General features: G+C 56.0%; 23 protein-coding genes. 21 read left to right on the top strand and 2 right to left on the bottom strand.

Annotated elements, in window-relative coordinates:
- Positions 1-8 precede the first annotated feature (8 nt).
- On the top strand, positions 9-419 hold the full coding sequence (locus CBW42_RS10505) for a hypothetical protein (RefSeq protein ID WP_087021065.1): 411 nt from the start codon (positions 9-11) through the stop codon (positions 417-419).
- A 58-nt stretch (positions 420-477) separates the two neighbouring features.
- Here CBW42_RS10505 and ilvA read toward each other — a convergent pair whose 3' ends face one another.
- Complete coding sequence (gene ilvA / locus CBW42_RS10500) at positions 478-1689, bottom strand: threonine ammonia-lyase (protein WP_087021283.1); 1212 nt, start codon at positions 1687-1689, stop codon at positions 478-480.
- Between the two features lie 174 nt (positions 1690-1863).
- On the opposite strand from ilvA, the gene CBW42_RS10495 reads away from it, so the two are divergent.
- The 11 genes from CBW42_RS10495 to CBW42_RS10445 all read left to right on the top strand — a co-directional run bounded on the left by CBW42_RS10495 (position 1864) and on the right by CBW42_RS10445 (position 11606).
- Complete coding sequence (locus CBW42_RS10495) at positions 1864-2421, top strand: FumA C-terminus/TtdB family hydratase beta subunit (protein WP_087021062.1); 558 nt, start codon at positions 1864-1866, stop codon at positions 2419-2421.
- 20 nt (positions 2422-2441) lie between these two features.
- Positions 2442-3128 carry a YjjG family noncanonical pyrimidine nucleotidase gene (locus CBW42_RS10490; protein WP_087021059.1) on the top strand — a complete coding sequence of 229 codons (687 nt, stop codon included), beginning with the start codon at positions 2442-2444 and terminating at the stop codon, positions 3126-3128.
- 149 nt (positions 3129-3277) lie between these two features.
- Positions 3278-4705, top strand: a complete 1428-nt coding sequence (locus tag CBW42_RS10485) for a 4Fe-4S dicluster domain-containing protein (RefSeq protein ID WP_087021057.1) — start codon at positions 3278-3280, stop codon at positions 4703-4705.
- A gap of 111 nt (positions 4706-4816) precedes the next feature.
- The gene (locus CBW42_RS10480) at positions 4817-5362 is read left to right on the top strand and encodes an N-acetylmuramoyl-L-alanine amidase family protein (protein WP_087021054.1); all 546 of its coding nucleotides are present in this window, start codon (positions 4817-4819) and stop codon (positions 5360-5362) included.
- Positions 5337-6347: a M23 family metallopeptidase gene (locus CBW42_RS10475; RefSeq protein ID WP_242969852.1), complete on the top strand. Its 1011-nt coding sequence runs from the start codon at positions 5337-5339 to the stop codon at positions 6345-6347. Before CBW42_RS10480 ends, CBW42_RS10475 begins: the two co-directional genes overlap by 26 nt.
- The gene (locus tag CBW42_RS10470) at positions 6344-7213 is read left to right on the top strand and encodes a polysaccharide deacetylase family protein (protein ID WP_133058297.1); all 870 of its coding nucleotides are present in this window, start codon (positions 6344-6346) and stop codon (positions 7211-7213) included. Before CBW42_RS10475 ends, CBW42_RS10470 begins: the two co-directional genes overlap by 4 nt.
- Before the next feature lies 1 nt (position 7214).
- Complete coding sequence (locus tag CBW42_RS10465) at positions 7215-7541, top strand: PRC-barrel domain-containing protein (RefSeq protein ID WP_087021048.1); 327 nt, start codon at positions 7215-7217, stop codon at positions 7539-7541.
- A 193-nt stretch (positions 7542-7734) separates the two neighbouring features.
- The gene (gene rpsB / locus CBW42_RS10460; RefSeq protein ID WP_087021045.1) at positions 7735-8460 is read left to right on the top strand and encodes a 30S ribosomal protein S2; all 726 of its coding nucleotides are present in this window, start codon (positions 7735-7737) and stop codon (positions 8458-8460) included.
- A gap of 83 nt (positions 8461-8543) precedes the next feature.
- Positions 8544-9476 (top strand): translation elongation factor Ts, encoded by a 933-nt coding sequence (tsf, locus tag CBW42_RS10455; RefSeq protein ID WP_087021042.1) that lies wholly within the window; start codon positions 8544-8546, stop codon positions 9474-9476.
- An 84-nt stretch (positions 9477-9560) separates the two neighbouring features.
- Positions 9561-10532: an aldolase catalytic domain-containing protein gene (locus CBW42_RS10450; protein ID WP_087021039.1), complete on the top strand. Its 972-nt coding sequence runs from the start codon at positions 9561-9563 to the stop codon at positions 10530-10532.
- Between the two features lie 189 nt (positions 10533-10721).
- Positions 10722-11606 (top strand): LysR family transcriptional regulator, encoded by an 885-nt coding sequence (locus CBW42_RS10445; protein WP_165761141.1) that lies wholly within the window; start codon positions 10722-10724, stop codon positions 11604-11606.
- Positions 11607-11670: 64 nt separating this feature from the next.
- On the opposite strand, the gene pap is transcribed toward CBW42_RS10445, so the two are convergent.
- Complete coding sequence (pap, locus tag CBW42_RS10440; RefSeq protein ID WP_087021033.1) at positions 11671-13149, bottom strand: polyphosphate:AMP phosphotransferase; 1479 nt, start codon at positions 13147-13149, stop codon at positions 11671-11673.
- Positions 13150-13377: 228 nt separating this feature from the next.
- Between pap and CBW42_RS10435 the strand changes: the two genes are divergently transcribed.
- The 9 genes from CBW42_RS10435 (at position 13378) to CBW42_RS10395 (ending at position 22132) form a co-directional block, all read left to right on the top strand.
- Complete coding sequence (locus tag CBW42_RS10435; RefSeq protein WP_087021031.1) at positions 13378-13782, top strand: Fur family transcriptional regulator; 405 nt, start codon at positions 13378-13380, stop codon at positions 13780-13782.
- A 6-nt stretch (positions 13783-13788) separates the two neighbouring features.
- Positions 13789-14328, top strand: a complete 540-nt coding sequence (gene rbr / locus CBW42_RS10430; RefSeq protein ID WP_087021028.1) for a rubrerythrin — start codon at positions 13789-13791, stop codon at positions 14326-14328.
- A gap of 177 nt (positions 14329-14505) precedes the next feature.
- Positions 14506-17301 (top strand): heavy metal translocating P-type ATPase, encoded by a 2796-nt coding sequence (locus tag CBW42_RS10425; protein ID WP_087021025.1) that lies wholly within the window; start codon positions 14506-14508, stop codon positions 17299-17301.
- A 1-nt stretch (position 17302) separates the two neighbouring features.
- On the top strand, positions 17303-17566 hold the full coding sequence (locus CBW42_RS10420; RefSeq protein WP_087021022.1) for a metal-sensing transcriptional repressor: 264 nt from the start codon (positions 17303-17305) through the stop codon (positions 17564-17566).
- A 172-nt stretch (positions 17567-17738) separates the two neighbouring features.
- On the top strand, positions 17739-18893 hold the full coding sequence (locus tag CBW42_RS10415) for a 6-phosphofructokinase (RefSeq protein ID WP_087021020.1): 1155 nt from the start codon (positions 17739-17741) through the stop codon (positions 18891-18893).
- 79 nt (positions 18894-18972) lie between these two features.
- On the top strand, positions 18973-19701 hold the full coding sequence (locus CBW42_RS10410) for a flavodoxin family protein (RefSeq protein WP_087021017.1): 729 nt from the start codon (positions 18973-18975) through the stop codon (positions 19699-19701).
- Complete coding sequence (locus CBW42_RS10405; RefSeq protein ID WP_087021014.1) at positions 19698-20483, top strand: nitrilase-related carbon-nitrogen hydrolase; 786 nt, start codon at positions 19698-19700, stop codon at positions 20481-20483. Before CBW42_RS10410 ends, CBW42_RS10405 begins: the two co-directional genes overlap by 4 nt.
- Before the next feature lie 118 nt (positions 20484-20601).
- Entirely contained in the window at positions 20602-21630 is a 1029-nt protein-coding gene (gene selD / locus CBW42_RS10400) for a selenide, water dikinase SelD (RefSeq protein WP_087021011.1), read from the top strand.
- 13 nt (positions 21631-21643) lie between these two features.
- Positions 21644-22132 carry a GNAT family N-acetyltransferase gene (locus CBW42_RS10395; RefSeq protein ID WP_087021007.1) on the top strand — a complete coding sequence of 163 codons (489 nt, stop codon included), beginning with the start codon at positions 21644-21646 and terminating at the stop codon, positions 22130-22132.
- Positions 22133-22151: the final 19 nt, after the last annotated feature.

The raw sequence follows: 22151 nt of genomic DNA, 5'->3' as shown, positions 1-22151 counted from the left end.
TAATATGCATGAAAAAAAGAATGGGTGCACTGTGCCTGTCGCTTGCGCTGCTGTTGACGATGCTTGCAGGCTGCGGCACGGCGAATACAACAACGAACGGCACGACAACTGGCAGCGGCTCTGGCGTCGTCGATGGCAACAACGACGGCATTGTGGGAAATGACGGCACCGGTTACGACAACACTGGTGTGAACGGCGCCACTGGCAGCGGTTACACGGACGGCACCGGCACGGTTGTCGATGGCAACGGAACCGGTACGGTATCCGGTGACGTGAGAAGTGCGGTGGATGATGTTGGACGCGCCGTTGAGGACGGTGCGAATGCGGTCGGCGATGCTGTAACCGGCAATAACGCCACGACCAATAACGCTGCGACCAACAATGCCAATACGGCAAACAACACAACCGCCAACCGGTAAACAGCAATAAAGAAGCCCGTGTTCGTGAGAACACGGGCCTTTCTGCGTGGAGATACAATTACGGGTTTTCGCCGAGTGTGACCTTGTAGCCGTTGTTTTCGATGGCATGCATCAGTGCTTCACCGTGCTCCTTGCCGCCGACTTCGCAGACGACATGGACAATCGCCTCGTCGATGTCGAGGTTTGCGTTGACGCGGTCATGCTGGAACATGATGATGTTCGCGTTCTGCGATGCAATGATGCCGGCGAGACGCTCAAGCGAGCCGGGAACATCCGGCATGACGATGGAGAACTTCATGTGGCGGCAGCGGGTGACGAGACCCTTTTCGACGATGCGGTGGATGAAGCTCACATCAATGTTGCCGCCGGACAGCAGGCAGACAACCTTTTTGCCGCTGAAGTCATATTTGCCGGACAGCAGTGCGGCGAGGGAAGAGGCACCTGCCGGCTCGACAACCTGCTTGGTGCGCTCGAGCAGCAGCAGGATGGTGGATGCAATGTCATCATCCGATACAGTAATCATGTCATCGACAAAGGCATTGATGTGTTCCATCGTTTTCGTGCCCGGGCACTTGACCGCAATGCCGTCGGCAATCGTGTGGACGGATTCGGACGGATGGATGCCGTCCTGATGGAATGAATTTGCAATGGCCGGAGCGCCCTCTGCCTGTACGCCGATGACCCGGATGCGCGGGTTGATCTGCTTGACACAGGCCGCGACACCGGACAGCAGTCCGCCGCCGCCCGCCGGAACAAGGATGACATCGACGGCCGGAAGATCGCGCAGAATCTCAAGGCCGATGGTGCCCTGACCAGCCATGACATCTTCGTCGTCAAATGGATGGATGAACGTCGCGCCGGTCGCCTCGACGATTTCCATCGCCTTGGCATAGGCATCATCATAGCACGAGCCGGAGAGCACGACATTCGCGCCGTAGCCGCGTGTCGCGGAAACCTTTGCAATCGGCGTGGAGCGCGGCATGCAGATGGTTGCCGGGATGCCGATGCTGTTTGCTGCGAAGGCAACGCCCTGCGCATGGTTGCCCGCGGAGGAGGCGATGACAGAGGTCAGCTCGCCGCTCTCGTACAGCTTCATAATTTTGTTATATGCACCGCGCACCTTAAAGGAGCCGGTCTTCTGCTGGTTTTCACACTTGAGGTAAACTTCTGCGCCGGTCATGCCGGAAAACGTGGTAGAAGAGGCAAGCGGAATATAATGAACGACTGGCTGTAAGCGCTGCGCCGCCTCGTCAATGTCTTTGATGCTGATCATGGATACTTTGGTTCCTCCCAGAAAAAATATGCGAGTAAATAAGACTGTAATATTGTAGCACTGCGTCCGGATGATTGCAAGCGCATGCACGAGATTCTGTGCGTTTCAGTTGTATTTCACCGGTTTCCCTGATATAATGAAACGAGAACCAACAGGAAAGAGGTTTATCAAATGGCACATTATGATCTGAATACATCACAGCTGCGCGAATATGTCGGCATCCTGCGGGCAGGTGATACGGTTTCCCTGACCGGTACGGTATATACGGCGCGCGATGCGGCACACAAGAAGATTCTTGCGGCACTTGAAGCGGGCGAGGCAGTTCCGTTCGACCTTCAGGATTCTGTTGTTTACTATGCGGGTCCGACGCCGGCAAAGCCGGGACAGGTCATCGGCTCCTGTGGGCCGACAACCTCTGGACGCATGGATCCGTTTTCCCCGACTCTGATTGAAAAGGGTCAGGTCTGCATGATCGGAAAGGGCGTGCGCAATCAGGCGGTACACGATGCCATGCAGAAATATGGCTGTGTGTACATGGTCGCCATCGGCGGCGCGGGCGCGGTCATTGCCGATTCGGTCAAGTCGCTCGAGGTTGTCGCCTATGACGAGCTGGGCTGCGAGTCGGTCAAGCGCCTGACCGTGGAAAACTTCCCGGCAATCGTATCGATGGATGCGCAGGGCGGCAGCTTATATGCCACCGGCATTGCGCAGTTCCGCACAGCAGAGTGAGCAGGACGCGCTGGAGCTGCGTGCTGCTCGACATGGATGGGACATTTTTCGACTTCCCGGCCTGTGAGCGCCGCGCGTTTTTCCGCACCATGCAGGAATTTTCCATTGAGGCGGATGAGGACATGTATCAGCGCTACCGTGTGGTAAACAAGGCGGCGTGGAAGGAACTGGAAGAGGGCAGGCTGACGCATGAGCAGCTGCGTCCCGAACGCTTCCGCCGCCTGATGGCACAGCTGGGGCGCACCTTTCCGGACGGCGTCACGGCGGAACAGGTGGCCGCGTACAATGTGCAGCGCATTGCCGAGGGCGATATCCTGTATGACGGCGCGCGTGAGCTGTGGCAGCGCATCTATCGCCAGTACCGCGTCTGCGTGCTGACCAACGGCTCCGATCTGACGCAATACAACCGGCTGAAGTGTGCCGGTCTGCTGGAATATACGCATGCGGTCGTTACCAGCCAGCGGGCGGGTGTCGGCAAGCCGGCTGCCGGAATTTTTCAGCTCGCCCTTGCGGAACTGGGCTGCCCGGATAAGCGCGAATGCGTCATGGTGGGAGATTCGCTCGAGGCGGATATCCGGGGCGCAGAAAATTTTGGCATCGACACGATTTGGTATAATCCCACAAAAGAACGTCCGAAAACTATGCAGGTTGCCAAAGAGGTGAATGATTATTCCGCGTTGGCGCTTGCACTCGGGCTGGAAAAATAAAAACACGTTCTCAAAGCATACACAAAACATTATCATTTTCGAAGCCGCAGACAGAGAGCGGTGAGATTGACAACCAACCTTTGTTACGATACAATACATTTTGTTAAGAATAAGACAAACTTCCAATGCAGGGAAAGGGAGAACTGTTCATGAGAAGCTTTGAAACCGACGTACAGTTAATAAAATATAAGGTTCTGCGCGCCGTCGCAGAGCATGCATTGCAGGAGAGGCTGGACGACTGTTATTATACCGTGCCGCAGGAGGTTATTCCGGGCAAAAAGGCAACCATGCGCTGCTGTGTCTATAAGGAGCGCGCGATTGTCGGTGAGCGTGTACATAACGCCCTCGGCGGCGAACGCGGAAGCCATGTCATCGAGGTCATCGATATCGCCTGTGACGAATGTCCGGTCGACCGTTATTCGGTCAGCAACTCCTGCCGCGGCTGTCTGGCACACCGCTGCATGAAGGTCTGCCCGCGCGGTGCGATCAGCAAGGGCGATGACGGACGCGCAAAGATTGATCCGGACAAGTGCATTCACTGCGGACGCTGCGCAAAGGTCTGCCCGTACGGTGCGATTACTGAGAATGTCCGTCCGTGTGAGCGCAGCTGCAAGGTCGGTGCGATCAAGATGAACGACCAGCAGAAGGCGGAGATCAATTACGACAAGTGCATCAGCTGCGGCGCCTGCGTCAGCCAGTGCCCATTCGGTGCGGTCGTCGATAATTCTTATATGGTAGACGCGATCAAGCTCATCCAGCAGGCAGATCACCGCGGCTATTACACCGTTGCGATTGTTGCTCCGGCCATTGCCTCTCAGTTCAAGGGCGCGACAGTCGGACAGGTCAAGCAGGCACTGCGCCATCTCGGCTTCCACGACGTTGTCGAAGCGGCACTCGGTGCGGACATGGTTGCAAAGAAGGAATCAAAGGAGCTGGCGGAAAAGGGCTTCCTGACGTCGTCCTGCTGCCCGGCATTCGTGCGCTATATCAAGCAGCATGTGCCGGAAATGGCGGAGCATATTTCGCACAACCTGTCTCCAATGGCAGAGCTGGGCAAATACATCAAGGAAAACAGTGCGTGGCCGGTCAAGACGGTCTTTATCGGGCCTTGCACCGCGAAGAAATACGAGCAGAAGCTGGACACCGTCAAGCCTTGGATTGACTGCGTCATCACATTCGAGGAGCTTCAGGCGCTGCTGGATGCGGCAGGCCTTCCGCCGGAGGAGCAGGGCGAACTGCCGACGGACGATGCATCGTATTTCGGCCGTATCTTTGCGCGTTCCGGCGGTCTGACCGAGGCGGTTGCGCAGAGCATTAAGGAGCAGAACATCGACTTCGAGCCGAAGGTTGCCGTGTGCAGCGGCATCGAACAGTGCAAGGTTGCGCTGCTCAAGGCGAAAATGGGCAAACTCGCAGAGAACTTCATCGAGGGCATGGCGTGTGAGGGCGGCTGCATCAACGGTGCGGGCACCATCAGCCATACGCCGAAGGATAAGCTGACTGTCGACAACTTCGGTAAAGAAAGCCGCAAGGAAGGCATCAACATGTCGGTCGGCAGCTACGAGACCAAATTCTAAATCAGATCATCAGAACCGCCGGGAGTGCTGCTCCGGCGGTTTTTTTGTATTCAGCGAGCTGTCTGGTGCATAGGATAGGGGAGATGACATTTGGAAGAGAGGAGCAGGACAATGCCGATTGTTTTTTTGAGCCCGTCAACACAGGAATACAACCTGTTCTATGATGGGAATGGGTCGGAAGAATATTATATGAATCTGATTGCGGATGCCATGGTTCCCTATCTGGAGGCATCCGGAATTACCGTCGCCCGCAATACGCCGGAGGACACAGCGCTGACCAGTGCGCAGAAATCCAATGAAGCGGGCGCACAGCTGCATCTGGCGCTGCATTCCAACGCCGCGCCGGAAGAACTGGCGGGACAGCTGCGCGGCACAGATGTATATTATTACACAGGCAGCACACAGGGGCAGCGCGCCGCGGATATCATTGCGAACAATCTCAGCCTGATTTCCCCGACGCCGCAGAAGGTCGATATCATCCCGACGACACGTCTGGCGGAGCTGCGCCGCACCACTGCCCCGAGTGTGCTGGTGGAAATTGCATACCACGACAATCCGGACGACGCGAACTGGATTCGCGGCAATATCCGCGACATTGCACGCAATCTGTCTGCATCGGTTGCGGATTTCTTTGCCGTTCCGTTCCGGCAGCCGTAACGTGGTGCGGCTGCGGAGCTGGCTCCTGCCGGTCGCAGCTGTGGCAGCTGCCGGACTTCTGGTGTTTGCGGGATACCGCATGTCTGTGGACACCGCCGTACCGGCGGGCGACTATATCCATTATGTGCAATTTGATGTGCCTGCTGCGGCATTGGAACGCGCATGGGAGGCGGATGTGCGCACGGAGGGCGAGGTCGGCTGGGTGGATCTGCTGTCTGCGCTCGCCTGCCGGTATGGCGGGGACTGGTCGCAGTACAGGTCGGCGGATCTGGACGCCATTGCTGCGGAAATGGAGTGCGGACAGAGCGCGGCGGAGGCCGGGAAATATTTTTCCTATTATCGTGAAGCTTATGGCGCGGTGCTGGATGGCCTGCTCGGTGATTTTTCCGAGCAGCAGACCGATGATGCGGGAAATACCGTCTGGCAGTACAAATACGGGCTGAAAGCATTTTGTCCGATTGCGAAGGGCTTTTCTTACAGTGAATCGGACGATTTCGGCGCGTCGCGCAGCTATGGGTATAAACGTCGGCATCTGGGGCACGATATGATGGGGCTGACTGGTACGCCGATTGTCGCTGTGGAGTCGGGAACCGTTGCGATGCTCGGCTGGAATCAGTACGGCGGATGGCGCGTGGGCATCCGGAGTGATGATGGAAGGCGGTACTGGTACTATGCGCACCTGCGGCAGGACCGCCCATATGCCGCCGGACTTGCGGAGGGGCAGCGCGTCACGGCGGGTGACGTCATCGGCTATATGGGGCGTACCGGATATTCCGCAACGGAAAATGTCAGCAATATTGTCACGCCGCATCTGCACATCGGTCTGGAGCTGATTTTTGACGAGAGCCAGTTTGAATCCGACAATGAAATCTGGGTGAACCTGTATCCGCTCATGCAGCTGCTGGCAAAGCATACCTGCGAGACCGTGCGAGCGGAGGACGGCGAGTATACCCGGCGGTATGCCTTCGAGGAGGGGACAGGGTGAAGAGACATAGGTGGGAAGCCGTGCTGCTCATTTGCCTGCTGGCTGCGGCGGGCATCTGCGTGTCGCACGGAAACGTACAGCAGGCCTCGGCGGTATCGGAAGTGATTTCCATACCGGTTGCGATGTACCACAGCGTGACGGATGAGGGCAAGTCACCGGGACAGTATGTCATTTCCCCGTCCATGCTGGAGAACGACCTGAAGTATTTGTCGGAGCGCGGGTATCATACCGTCACGGTTACGGATCTCGTGGCCTATGTGACAGCAGGCACGGCGCTGCCGGAAAAGCCGGTAATGCTGACATTTGACGACGGCTATTACAACAATTACAGCAATGCCTATCCGCTGTTGAAACAGTATGGCATGCGGGCGGTGCTGTCACCGGTCGGCACGCTGACCGAACAGTTTACCGCGAGCGATGACACCGGACATGAGGTCTGGTCGTACTGCACGGGCGCACAGCTCAAGGAGATGTCGGATTCCGGCGTGATGGAGATACAGAACCATTCGTATGATTTCCATTCACTCAGCCCGCGCCGCGGCTGCCTGCGCAAGAGCGGCGAAGACAAGGCGTCTTATCAGGAAACTTTTCTCAGCGACACCAGGCGGGCACAGGAGCTGTTTGTCTCACTGGAAATTTCGGAGCCGGTCTGCTATACCTATCCTTACGGTGCATGCAATGATGAAACGGATGCGCTGGTAAAGCAGTACGGTTTTGTCGCCACACTGAGCTGTGAGGAGGGCGTTGCGCATATTACGCGTGACCCGGCATGCCTGACCGGTATCCGCCGGTGCAACCGCGACGGGTGCATGACGAGCGAACAGTTCTGGAGCGGTCTGCTCGCCCAGGCGGAAAAGGGGGATTGAAATGCGTTGTGAGGACAAACGGCATTGCGATGACAACCGGTGCAGGTCGTGCTGCCGCATTGTCGATCTGCGGTGCAAGGAAGTCATCTGTATCGGCGACGGCAGCCGGCTTGGCTTTGTCAGCGATGTGGAAATTGACACCTGTACCGGCCGCCTGGTCGCCATTGTTGTGCCCGGGCGCGGCAAGCTGGGCTTTCTGGGCAAGCGGAACGACTGCGTTATTCCATGGGAGGCCATCCGCCGCATCGGGGATGATATTATTCTGACCAGCTTCTGCCCGCAGGAGTGCTGCCCACCGCGGGAGCACGAAAAGCACCGGTGCGACTGATGCGGCCGACTGTCAGAAAACTGTAAAATTTGCCGCGAAAGCAAAAGTTTTTCTTGCGTTCCGACCGGCGGTATGGTAAAATCAACGAGTATGAAAAATACACACGCATCGGGAGACGCGGCGTGGTGCTCCGGAAACGGGGTCGCCGCCGAAAAGGAACGATGCGGAGGAAAAAACTAAGGAGGACATTTCAATGTCAGTTATTTCTATGAAGCAGCTGCTGGAAGCAGGCGTGCACTTCGGTCATCAGACCAGAAGATGGAATCCGAAAATGGCGCAGTACATTTTCACCGAGAGAAACGGCATCTACATCATCGACTTGCAGAAGACCGTTAAGAAGCTGGAAGAAGCTTACTTCTTCGTTCGTGATACCGCAGCAGCAGGTGAGTCCATCCTGTTCGTCGGCACCAAGAAGCAGGCACAGGACGCTATCCGCGAAGAGGCTGAGCGCGCTGGCATGTACTACGTCAACGCAAGATGGCTGGGCGGCATGCTGACCAACTTCACCACCATGCGCACCCGTATCGCTCGTCTGAACCAGCTGAAGAAGATGCAGGAAGACGGTACCTTCGATCTTCTGCCGAAGAAGGAAGTTATCAAGCTTCAGCTCGAGATCGCAAAGCTGGAGAAGTACCTGGGCGGCGTCAAGGATATGAAGAAGCTGCCGGGCGCTATGTTCGTTGTTGATCCGCGCAAGGAGAAGAACGCAATCGCTGAGGCTCGCAAGCTGAAGATTCCGGTAGTCGCAATCGTCGACACCAACTGTGATCCGGACGAAGTTGACTATGTCATCCCGGGTAACGACGACGCAATCCGTGCCATCAAGCTGATCTCTTCCACCATGGCAAACGCTGTCCTGGAAGGCAAGCAGGGCGAACAGCTCGCTTCCGAAGAGGAAGAAGCAAAGGCTGCTGAATAAGAACCAAATATAGAAAAGCCCGCCGCGCTGAACGGGCGGGCTTTTTTCACACACCAGACGAATAACAGGGAGGAAATTACATCATGGCATTTACTGCAAAGGATGTTAAGGCACTGCGCGAGCAGACCAACGTTGGTATGATGGACTGCAAGAAGGCACTCCAGGAAGCTGACGGCGATTTCGACAAGGCAATTGAAATCCTGCGCGAGAAGGGCCTCGCAAAGGCTGCCAAGAAGGCAAGCCGTATCGCTGCTGAGGGCATTGTCTGCATCGAGGTTTGCGACGCATGCGGCGCTGCTGCAATCGTTGAGGTAAACTCCGAGACCGACTTCGTTGCAAAGAACGCTGATTTCCAGCAGTTTGCATCCGACGTTGCAAAGGTTGTTATCAAGGAAAATCCGGCAGACGTCGAGGCTCTGAAGAACTGCAAGATGGGCGACGTTACCGTTGAGGGCGCGCTCCAGGAGAAGGTTCTGACCATCGGCGAGAACCTTCAGATCCGCCGCTTCGTTCGCTACGACGACAGCACCGTAAATGTTGGCTACACCCATATGGGCGGCGTCATCGGCGTTCTGGTTGGCCTGGAAGTCTCCGACAACCTGAAGGGCAACCCGGTTGTCGCTGAGCTGGGCAAGGACATCGGCATGCAGGCTGCTGCAATGCGCCCGCTGTTCATGGACAAGTCCGATGTTGACCAGGCTACGCTGGATAAGGAGAAGGAAATCCTGCTGGCACAGGCGCTCGAGGAGAACAAGACCGCTGCTAAGCCGAAGCCGCAGCAGATCATCGAGAAGATGGTTATGGGCCGCATTGGCAAGTACTACGAGGAAAACTGCCTCCTCCAGCAGGCATTTGTCAAGGAGAATAAGGTTTCCGTTGAGAAGCACATTGCAGCTGTAGCCAAGGAGCTGGGCGGCTCCATCAAGCTGGCGAAGTATACCCGCTTCGAGAAGGGCGAAGGCATCGAGAAGAAGCAGGACGATTTCGCAGCAGAAGTTGCATCTATGGCAAAGTAATCAGAGTATATTGCTGATATGCGATTCAGCCTCCTGCGTTTGCAGGAGGCTGTTTTTGTAAGCGGCACAGAAAGGAACAAGGCAATGGCAAAACGAGGAAATTTGATGACATTCCGTGAGGATGTCCGTGTCGTAGACGCGACCATCCGCGACGGCGGCCTGTGCAACAATTTTTACTTCACCGACGAGTTTGTCCGTGACCTGTACAAGGCAAATCAGGAAGCTGGCGTCGATTACATGGAATTCGGCTATAAGGCATCGGCTGATCTGTTTGACCCGGAGGAGTTCGGCAAGTGGAAGTTCTGCCGCGATGAGGATATCTATGATATCGTCGGCGACAACGATACCGATCTGAAAATTGCGGTCATGGCGGATGTCGGACGCACCAACTACAAGCGCGACATTGTCGAGCGCAGCAACAGCCCGATTGATCTTGTCCGCGTTGCAACCTATATCAACACCATGCCGGCGGCCATCGAAATGATTGAGCATTGTGCGAAGATGGGCTATGAGACTACCTGCAACATCATGGCGGTTTCCAAGGCACACCGTGAGGATTTGAAGGAAGCACTGGATATGATCGGCAAGAGCTCCGCAAACGCTGTCTATCTGGTCGACAGCTATGGTTCGCTGTATCCGGAGGAAATTCGCGCGCTGTCCGAGATGTATCTGGAGAAGATGGATCAGTACGGCAAGCAGGTCGGCATCCATGCGCACAATAATCAGATGCTCGCATTTGCCAACACCATCGAGGCATGTGCGAGTGGTGTGAGCATGCTGGATGCGACGATGAACGGCATGGGCCGCGGTGCAGGCAACTGCATGATGGAGCAGCTGATGGGCTTCCTGAAGAACCCGAAGTACCAGCTCTGCCCGGTGCTGCACTTCATCGAGCAGCACATGCTGAAGCTGCGTGAAGAGGGCATTGTCTGGGGCTATAATACAGCATACCTGCTGACCGGACGCCTGAACATGCATCCGCGCTCTGCGATCGCGTTCTCCAAGGAGCATCGCTACGATTTCGAGCGCTTCTACCTCGATCTCGATCAGGAATAACTGCAAATCAAATCCGCTGGGGGGAAAACAACCCGGCGGATTTTTTTTGTGCATCGTGCATCTGCACAAAAAGCAAAATATATAACAAAAATATATTGTACAAAACTTCCATATGCGGTATAATATACCCATATAGGGGATGCCGGACACGGGCTTTCTGTCATGCAATAAACAGAGGAGGACATGGGAATGACCTTGCGAAATCTGCGGATCTTTCTGGCAGTAGCGGATTGTGGAAGTATGAGTGAAGCCGCGAAAAAGATGCACATTGCACAGCCGTCTGTCAGCGGTACAATTGGAGAAATTGAGGAACAATATGGTGTGCGCCTGTTTGAGCGCCTGGGACGGCGGCTGTATATTACGCCGACCGGAACGCAGTTGTGCGAATATGCCCGGCACATACTGTCGATGTATGATGCCATGGAGCTGCGGCTCCGGAATGCGGATGAAACCGACATGCTGCGCGTCGGCGCGACGGTCACCGTCGGTACATGCATTTTGGGAGGTGTATTACAGCGGTATATTTCAGAAACGCAGAATCAGCCGCCAAAGGTTGTTGTAGACAATACGCGTGTCATTGAACAGCAGCTGCTCAAGAGTGAGCTGGATGTCGCAGTGGTCGAGGGCAAAATCACCAGCCCTGACCTCGTGACGCAGTTCATGATGAACGATCCGCTGGCACTGGTCTGCGCGCGCGACAAAAATCCATTTGGTGCAAAAAAATCTGTCCGTCTGGCGGATTTGCAGGAGATCCCGTTTATTCTGCGCGAAGAGGGCAGCGGTACACGCGAGGTGTTTGAGAGCGTTATGCCGCACATCAACACGCAATGGGTGTGCAACAACAGCGAAGCCATCCTGCGCGGCGTGGAGATGGGCTTCGGCATGACGGTCATTTCGCGCCGCCTGGCATCTGACCGCCTGCGTTCGGGTGCGCTGACGGAAATCCATGTCGCGGATGCCGAGCTCAACCGCCAGTTCAGCATTGTCTGGCACAAGAACAAATACCTCGGCAAGAGCATGAAACAGTTTATCGAGGTCTGCTCGCAGTACGGGAAGATGTTCGGCGGACGATAATCTGTGCTGCAGGTACAAACAAAGCCCATGCCGGCTGGCATGGGCTTTTCTGCTGGTTTTGGCATCACAGGCGCGCTTCAATGGCGTCGTTGAGCGTCTGGATTGCCTTGATGCGTCCGAATTTTTTGTCCTGAGATTCCACAATGGTCCACGGTGCATACTCCGTGGAGGTCAGCCGGATCATGTCGTTGACGGCGGTTTCGTACAGATCCCATTTTTCGCGGTTGCGCCAGTCTTCGTCGGTGATCTTCCACTGCTTTTCCGGTGTATTCTGCCGTTCCGTGAAGCGGCGGAGCTGCTCATCCGAATCAATATGCAGCCAGAATTTGATGAGGATGGCGCCCCATTTCTCCAGCTCATATTCAAATTCGTTCAGTTCCTGATAGGCGCGCTTCCATTCTTCTTCTGTGCAGAAGCCTTCCAGACGCTCTACCATGACGCGTCCATACCAGGTGCGGTCGAACACGGCAACGTGGCCGTCCTTCGGGAGGTTCTGCCAGAAGCGCCACAGATGGTGGTGCATTTTTTCCACTGGTGTGGGGGATGCAATCGGGATTACCTCATAGCCGCGCGGGTCGAGCGCCGAGGTCAGGCGCTTGATGTTGCCGCCCTTGCCCGCGGCATCCCAGCCCTCATAGGCGATGATAATCGGGATGCGTTCCCGATAGACGATGTTGTGTAGCTTGGACAGTTTTTTCTGTTCATGGCGCAGCATCGTGCGGTATTTGTCCTCTTCAATGCGGCGGTACAGCGGAACCTCATCCAGTTTCGGCTTTTTGACCAGATGGAAGGTGTGTACCTGTGACTGGTATTCCGATGGGACGATGATCTTCGGCTTGTCGAGCGCTGTGCGGATAGAATCGACGATGATGCTGTAAATTTCGTTCATGGCGCTGCGGCGTTCGTGTGCACTGATGACATGCCAAGGCGCAAAGACCGTGTTGGTCTTTTCGAGCATTTCGTCGTAGACGCGGTAATATTCTTTATAATGCTTATTGCGGAATTTGTCGCGCTCTGTGACTCGCCAGCGCGTGTTTTTGTCCTCCATCAGCTTGGCATGGCGCTTGGCCTGTTCTTTACAGGAGATGTGCAGGAAGAACTTGATAATCAGGCAGCCGTCCTGTGACAGCTGGCGCTCAAAGGTGTTGATGCTTTCCATGCGGCTGTAGGCTTCTTCTGTGCTCAGGTTGCTCTCAATGCGGGCACGGGACACCTCGGGATACCAGCTCTCGTCAAAAATTGCCATCTTGCCTTTTTCCGGCGTGCGCAGCCAATGCCGCCACAGGAATGGATGGCGCTGTTCCTCCGGTGTCGGGTCCTTGGTATTGTGGACTTTAAAGAAACGGGGATCGAGCGTCTGGATCATGTTCGCAATCATGCTGCCCTTGCCGGAGGAATCCCATCCCTCAAACAGAACAATGACGGGCAGCTTGCTCTCTTTCATCCGGTGCTGTAAATTTGCCAGCTCTCCGCGCACCGCTTTGGTTTCCAGGCGGTACTCAACGTCCGTCATGCGGCGGTTAAAATCAATACTGTTCAGCATACAATACCCTCCCGTCGTTATGATGAAATATAACAAATCTGTTGTATCCAGTATAACAGAAAATGGCACGGAATTCATCTGCAATCTATACAATTTGACGGGCAATGTTTGTGCATAATGATAAATGAACGGGGAAGCATGTGGTTGTGCTTGCAATATGATACCAAAACTGGTATAATTCAAATATAAGAATTGTTATTGATATTGACTGAAAAGTGAGGTGAACGGGTGAAATATTCCAGGCAGAGAGAGCTGATCCGGGAAGCTGTGAACCAGTCAAACGGGCACCCGACGGCAGATGCCGTGTACCAGCAGGTGCGCCAGAAAGAACCGACGATCAGTCTTGCAACCGTATACCGCAACCTCAGCCAACTGGCGGAAAATAATATGATCCGGCGCGTTGTCGTGCCCGGAGATTCGGACCATTTCGACTGCACGATGGAGTATCATGAGCATATGATCTGCACCGGGTGCGGCAAGGTCGTGGATGTCTGGCCGGAGCGCCCGCTGGCCGAGCAGTTCCGGGCACTGCCCGGTGTTTGCTGCACCGGCTATGAGCTGGTTCTGTATGGCCTGTGCCCGACGTGTGCGGATCAGGAAAACCGACAGAAAACACAAGCAGAGAAAGGATGAATCACGATGGAGTTAAAGGGCTCGAGAACAGAAGCAAACCTCGCCGCCGCATTTGCAGGCGAATCGCAGGCGAGAAACAAGTACACCTACTATGCATCCAAGGCGAAGAAGGAAGGCTATGAGCAGATTGCTGCGCTGTTCCTTGAAACCGCGGAAAACGAGAAGGAGCATGCAAAGATCTGGTTCAAGCTGCTGCATGACGGCGCAATTCCGGACACGATTGCCAACCTGAAGGACGCCGCTGCGGGCGAAAATTACGAGTGGACGGACATGTACGCGACGTTTGCAAAGGAAGCGCGCGAAGAGGGCTTCGACCACATCGCATTCCTGTTTGAGCAGGTCGGCGCAATCGAGAAGGAGCACGAGGAGCGCTACCTGAAGCTGCTGGCGAATGTTGAAAACGGCGTGGTATTCTCCCGCGAGGGCGACGCGATCTGGAAGTGCCGCAACTGCGGACACATCGTTGTCGGCAAGCAGGCACCGGAGGTTTGCCCGGTTTGCGCACACCCGCAGGCGTATTTTGAGGTCAAGGCAGAAAATTATTGATTCGTGACATACAGGCGGCGGAAGCGAAGGCTTCCGCCGCTTTTTTCGTCCTGTGGCATAAAACCGTATCGGGGAGGAAAACTGGGAGTATTGACAGATGGGAGAAGTTGTGGTATGCTAACGCACAGAGGGACACCCCCTGGGGGTGTAAGGGCATTGCGTAACGGAGGTGAGCCAATGGTTCAGCAAAAAAAATTCCGCGTGACCGGCATGACATGCACCGCCTGTTCGGCACATGTCGAAAAGGCAGTGCGCGCAGTCGAGGGCGTCCGGCAGGCGGATGTCAGCCTGATGATGAACCGCATGATTGTTTCTTTTGATGATACAGCGACAAGTGTCGGAGAAATCTGCGCGGCGGTGGCGCGCGCGGGCTATGGCGCGGAAGAAGAGGGTACAACGGGTGCTGCGGAACAGCAGGCCAACCCGCTGGAACAGCAGCAGAAGGAAATGAAAACACGGCTGGTCTGGTCGATTGCGTTTCTCATTCCATTGATGTACCTTTCGATGGGGCATATGATGGGGCTGCCGCTGCCGGGGATTTTCCTCGGGCTTGAAAACGCCATCACATATTCGCTGACACAGTTTTTGCTGTGCCTGCCGATTGTCTATCTCAACCGCGCTTTTTTTATCAATGGCTTTAAAACGCTGTGGCACCGCGCGCCCAATATGGATGCACTGATTGCAGTCGGCGCATCCGCCGCACTGGTTTACGGCGTGTTTGCCATTTACCGCATGGGTGTCGGACTGGGTGCCGGGGATATGGCGCTGGTTGAACAATACCACATGGATTTGTATTTTGAATCCGCCGGAACGATCCTGACATTGATTACCGTCGGCAAGTATCTCGAAGTGCGCGCGCGCAGTAAGACCGGCTCGGCGATTGAGTCGCTCATGAAGCTCGCGCCGCAGACGGCGCTGGTCGAGCGCGATGGCAGACAGATAGAGGTCGGTGTGGACGAACTGCATCCGGGCGATGTTGTTGTTTTGCGTCCGGGTGACCGCGTCCCGGTGGATGGCATTGTCAAAGAGGGAAGCTCGAGCGTGGATGAATCGGCGATCACAGGGGAATCCATCCCAGTGGAAAAGACCATTGGCAGCCAGGTTGTGACAGCGACGGTGAACGGCAAGGGCTTTTTGAAAATTCGTGCCCAGCGCGTCGGCGCGGACACCACACTGTCGCAGATCATCCGTCTGGTTGAAGAAGCGGCGGCATCTAAGGCGCCGATTGCGCGGCTGGCAGACCGCATTGCGGGCGTGTTTGTCCCGACAGTCATGGCAATTGCACTCGCAGCGGCAGGTATCTGGCTGCTGTGCGGTGCGACGGCGGAATTTGCGCTGTCTATCGGCATTTCCGTGCTGGTTGTCAGCTGTCCATGCTCGCTGGGTCTTGCGACGCCGGTCGCCATCATGGTCGGCACAGGCAAGGGAGCGGAAAACGGCATTCTGTTCCGATCGGCGCAAGCGCTGGAGGAGCTGCACAGCATCGACACCGTTGTGCTGGATAAAACCGGTACGATCACGGAAGGACGCCCCTGCGTGACCGATGTGCTGCTCACCGGACTGGTGACGGAGGACATGCTGGTACGCATTGCGGCATCGGTCGAGGCATACAGTGAGCATCCGCTCGCAGAGGCGGTTGTGCGGTATGCGGAAGAGAAACACATTCAGCCGGAAAAAGTTGTCTCGTTTGAGCCGATTTTCGGGCGCGGTGTCGCGGCTACACTGGGGACACACCGGTATCTGGCGGGCAATGCGGCGCTGATGGAGGAAAACGGCATTAATCTTTCCGATGTGGCGTCGGAAGTGGACGCGCTGACACGAGGCGGCAAGACGCCGCTGTATTTTGCGCGGGAAGATGGTCTGCTCGGTGTGCTGGCGGCCATGGATACGGTCAAGCCGTCGAGTGCAGAGGCCATCCGTATGCTGCGCGGCCTTGGGCTGGAAGTGCGTATGCTGACGGGTGACAATCGCGTGACGGCAACTGCCATTCAGCATCAGCTCGGCATTGACACAGTGGAAGCGGAGGTTCTGCCGCAGGACAAGCAGGCGCACATTGCCGCGCTGCAAAGTGCAGGCAAAAAAGTGGCCATGGTCGGCGACGGTGTCAACGATGCGCCCGCACTCGCACGCGCCGATGTCGGTATTGCAATTGGCGCGGGCACAGATGTCGCGATTGACAGCGCGGGCGTCATCCTGATGCGCAGCGACCTGCGTGATGTCGCAGATGCTGTCCGCCTGTCGCGTGCGGTTCTGCGCAATATCAAACAGAATTTGTTCTGGGCATTTTTCTATAATTCCGTCGGCATTCCACTGGCGGCCGGTGTATTCTATGCCGCGCTCGGCTGGCGGCTGACGCCGATGTTTGCGGCGGCGGCGATGAGCCTGTCGAGTGTGTGTGTTGTCACCAATGCGCTCCGCCTGCGCGGCTTCCGCCCGCTGGCGCGCGCCGGACAGGAAGATGCGAAATCAGAACCCCAAACAATAGAGACACAAACAGAAGCAATGACAACAGAGAAAGGAAGTCAGACAATGAAGGCAACGATGAAAATTGACGGCATGATGTGCATGCACTGTGTGGGACATGTCAGCGACGCGCTCAACGCACTGGACGGCGTTTCGGCAAAGGTCGTGCTGGAGGATAACGCGGCGTATCTTGAGCTTTCCGGCGATTGTGATGCGGCACTTGCGGCGGTGAAACAGGCAGTAGCCGATGCGGGCTATACCGTCACCGGTGTGGAACCGGAGGATGCGCCGCAGAAGGCAACACTGAAAATTGACGGCATGATGTGCATGCACTGTGTCGGACGCGTCAGCGATGCACTCAACGCGCTGGACGGTGTTTCGGCAAAGGTCGTGCTGGAGGATAACGCGGCCTATCTCGAGCTTTCCGGCGACTGTGATGCGGCACTTGCGGCCGCACAGAAGGCAGTGGCGGACGCAGGATATACCGTCACCGGAACGGAGCGCGGCTGAGATGCGCGCGGACAAAGAAAACGTCAGCCGCCTGCTGCGCACCGCGCGCGGACAGATTGACGGCATTCTGCGCATGATCGACGAGGACGCATACTGCATTGATATCTCCAATCAGGTGATGGCGGCGCGGTCAGTGCTCGGACGCGCAAACCGCGAAATCATCAGCGCCCACCTCGAGGGCTGTGTCCTCGATGCCATGGAAAATGGTACCGGAGAAGAAAAAATGAAGGAGATTATGGCTCTTATTGATAAGCTTTCCAGGTAACAGGTAAAAAGCGGAATCCGCTTGTGCAAATTGCGAAAAATACATTGCGATAACAGGGGAAGTTTGATATAATAAAAACAATAATCATCTCCGGTAAAGCAGACACAGCGCGTATGGGAGCAAGGATGCGCAGCCTGTGGAGATGAACACAGAAAATCGAGGAGGCAAAATCATGAAACGCATCGGCATGCTGACCAGCGGCGGCGATTGCCAGGGTCTGAACTCTACCCTGCGCGGCGTTGCGAAGGCGCTTTACGAGGAATATGGCAAGGAAGTTGAAATTTATGGTTTCCGCGACGGTTATCGGGGCCTGATTGAAGGCGATGTGCGCCTGATGTCTCCGCGTGATTTTTCCGGTATCCTGACCATCGGCGGCACGATTCTCGGAACCTCCCGCCAGCCGTTTAAGAATATGCGCGACAAGGACGAGAACGGCGTGGATAAGGTCACCAAGATGATCGCTACCTATCAAAAGATGGAGCTGGACTGCCTGGTTATTCTCGGCGGTAACGGCACCACCAAGACCGCAAACCTCCTGCGTGAGGAGGGACTGAATGTCATCTCCCTGCCGAAGACCATCGACAACGATCTGTGGGGCACGGAGGTCACCTTCGGTTATCAGACCGCCATGGACATTGCAACCGATGTCATTGATAAGATTCATTCCACCGCGACGTCGCACAGCCGCGTGTTCCTGGTTGAAATCATGGGTCACGGTGCGGGCTGGCTGACGCTGACCGCAGGTATTGCAGGCGGCGCGGATATTATCCTGATTCCGGAGATCCCGTATAATCTGGAGTCGGTTGTCGCCAAACTGGAGGAACGCCGCAAGAATGGTCATTCGTTCACCATCGTGGCGGTTGCAGAGGGCGCGATCTCGCAGGAAGAGGCGCAGATGTCCAAGAAGGAATTCAAGGCGGCGCGTGCGCAGATGACCGACCCGTCCATCAGCTTCCGACTGGCGCGTGAGCTGGGCGAGGCATGCGGACAGGAGATCCGTGTCGTCAATCCGGGTCACTTCCAGAGAGGTGGAGGACCGGATGCCTATGACCGCATCCTGACCACCCGCCTCGGCACCGGCGCCGCCCGCCTGATTAAGCACAAGCAGTACGGCAACATGGTAGCGATCCGCAACGACCAGATTGTTGCAGTCCCGCTGAGTGAGGTCGCAGGCAAGCTGAAGACCGTACCGGTTGACAACGACCTGGTACAGGCAGCGCGCGATATCGGCATCAGCTTCGGTGATGAGAAGATCAAGAAGGATAAAAAGGACAAAAAAGATAAGGATAAGAAGGATAAAAAGGATAAGGACAAGAAGGAAGACTGATTCCTTTTGATGTAGCAAGCAAGGGGGGCTGTCCGGCAGGAATTGCCGGGCAGCCCTTGCCGGTCGACGGAGTTTTGGTATGAACATCACGCTCATTTATGGATCACAGCGCCATGGAAGCACCTGGCATATCGCGCAGAAATTTGTCTCGCGGTTGTCATGCGGCGGGGAGGTGCGGGAATTTTACCTGCCGTCCGCACTGCCGGAACTGTGCACAGGCTGCGGCGTCTGCTTTATGCAGAGCGCGCGGTACTGCCCGCACCGGCAGTATGTTGAGCCGATTGTGCGCGCACTCGATCAGGCAGATCTGATTATCCTGGCGAGTGCGACCAATGTGTTCCATGTCACAGGATCGATGAAAAATATGCTTGACCATATGGCATATCGCTGGATGGTGCATCGTCCGTCCCCGACGATGTTTACCAAACAGGCCATTGCAATCACAACAGCGGCGGGCGGCGGCATAAAGCCGACGCTCAAGGACATGACGGATTCCCTGTCGTACTGGGGTGTAGGAAAAATCTGGACCTATGGCAAGGCAGTGCGTGCGATTGACTGGAACGGCGTTCCTGCCGGCATCAAACGGAGCATTGACCGTGATGTTGCGCGCCTGTCAGAAAAAATCGGCGCGGGAGGCAGCGCGGTTGTGCCGTCGGGCGACATCCGGCGCAGATTCGAGCTGCTGCGCATGGCATATAAGATTCACAGCCTTTCACCGATTGACCACGAATATTGGGGTGTACAGGGCTGGCTCGAAAAGACGCGCCCGTGGGATACGGTTGACCGGACACCGGAGGACTTGAAATGAAAGCGGCACTCATACAGCTTTGTGTCTGTGACAGCGAGACACCTGCCGAACGCTGGCTGCGTGTGGAACGCCTGCTCGCCGGTCTGGAGGGTCAGGATATTGATTTTATTATGCTGCCTGAGCTGTGGGGCGTTGGGTTCTGCAATTATGACCGCTATGCACAGGAAGAGGAACCGCTGCACGGGCTGACGATTGCCCGCCTGACGCCGTGGGCGCGGCGGCTGCACAGCCATATTGTGACAGGCAGCTTTGTCGAGCGCACGCCGGATGGGAAACGGTACAATACCACCGCTGTGCTCGATGCAAACGGGTATCTGCTCGGCAGCTATCGCAAAATCCATCTGTTCGGTTATGATTCACAGGAGCACATGCTGCTCACACCCGGCCGGCATACGGGCGAGGTGTTTACCGCCTATGGCATTGTGGGCTTGTCCACCTGCTATGACCTGCGGTTTCCGGAACAGTTTCGGCGCATGGTGGACAACGGCGCAACACTGTTCGCGGTGACAGCCGCCTGGCCGCAGCAGCGGCTGGACGACTGGCGACTGTTCTGCCGCGCGCGGGCACTGGAAAATCAGAGTTTTCTGCTGGCGTGCAACCACACCGGTGACTGCGGCGGCACAGTCGGTGCCGGGCACAGCATGGCAGTCGCGCCGGATGGAACGGTGCTCGCAGAAGCGGACGAAGCGGAACAGATACTGGTGGCAGAGCTCGATCTCAACGAAGCGCAGCGCTTTCGCAGAAGATTTCCGGCACTGCATGATCGCGTGCCGATTGGATGAACAGCCGTCTGGCTACAGGCGGCTGTTTTGCTGTCGAAATGATTGCGGGATGTGCGCAGATGCGGTATGATAATAGAGAAATACTGCAATATCGTGATTCTATTCAAAGGAGAACGAAATGGAACAAACAAACAAGCTGTTTTGCAAAGGCGGCGGCTGTACGGCAAAGCTCGGTCCAGCCGTGCTCGAGCGCGTGCTGTCCCGGCTGCCCAAACCGACCGATGAACAGCTGTTGGTCGGCTGTGAATCATCGGACGATGCGGCTGTGTATCGGCTGACAGATGACATTGCAGTCGTGCAGACGCTGGACTTTTTCCCGCCGATGCTGGAAGACCCATATCTGTTCGGACAGATTGCGGCGGCCAATGCCCTCAGTGACATCTGGGCGATGGGAGGAACAGCGAAAACCGCACTCAACATCGTCTGCTTCCCGGAAAACATGGATTTGAATATTCTGGGCGCCATTATGACGGGCGGCAGTGAGAAGGTGCGCGAGGCGGGCGCAAGTCTGGTCGGCGGACATTCCATTGCGGACAGCGATGTCAAATACGGCCTGTCGGTCATGGGCACAGTGCACCCGGACAAAATCCGCACGAATAATACGTGCCGCATCGGCGACTGCCTGATTTTAACCAAGCCGTTGGGTGTGGGGCTGATTATGACGGCAAACCGCGTCGGACAGGCAAAACAGGAATGGTTTGATGCGGCAGTGCAGTCGATGACGACGCTCAATCGCTGGGCGTGTGAAGCGTCGATGCCGTATGAAGTGCACGCCTGCACGGATGTGACCGGCTTCGGCGTGCTCGGACATTTGCGCGAGATGATCCAACCGGCGTATTCGGCGGTGGTGCGTGCGGACAGTGTCCCGATGCTGGACGGCGCGCGCCAATGTGCGGAGGAATTTTTGCTGACCGCGGCGGCACAGCGCACACGCAATTTCCTGCAAGGAAAGGTACGGTTTGCGGTCGATGACTTTGCGCTGGAGGAAGTTCTGTTTGACCCGCAGACCTCCGGCGGTTTGCTCATGAGCGTGCCGGAGCGGCAGGCGGAAGCCCTGCTGGCGGAGATCCGTGCGCTCGGTCTGCGCTGCGGCATCATCGGCAGCATTGTACCGCGTATGGATTGTGATATCATTGTGACAAAATAAGGAGAGTTTTTTTATGAATCCAGTTGAGTTTCGATATGCGACGGAGGACGACGTCGATAAAATTCTGTTTTTTATCAAGGGCATTGCCGAATACGAAAAAATGTCGGATGAAGTCGTGACAACCGAAGCGCTGTTGCGCGAATGGGTGTTTGAAAAGAAGAGCGCAGAGGTCATCTTTGCGATGGAGGATGGAACAGAAGTCGGCTTTGCGCTGTTTTTCCATAATTTCTCGACCTTTGTCGGGCGCGCAGGCATTTATCTCGAAGATATTTTCGTGCTGCCGGAGCACCGCAAAAAGGGCTATGGCAAGGCACTGTTCACGCAGGTGGCAAAGATTGCCGCAGAGCAGGGCTGTGGGCGCATGGAATGGTGCTGTCTGGATTGGAACCAGCCGAGCATTGATTTTTACCGGTCTTTTGGTGCTGTTCCGATGAACGGCTGGACAACCTATCGTCTGGCAGGCGACACGCTTCAGGCTGCCGCCGCACAGGCACAGGACTGATTTTGAAAAAGGAGACATA

The organism is Butyricicoccus porcorum (genome assembly GCF_002157465.1).
Taxonomy (GTDB): domain Bacteria; phylum Bacillota; class Clostridia; order Oscillospirales; family Butyricicoccaceae; genus Butyricicoccus_A; species Butyricicoccus_A porcorum.
This window is presented reverse-complemented; position numbering and strand designations above follow the sequence as displayed.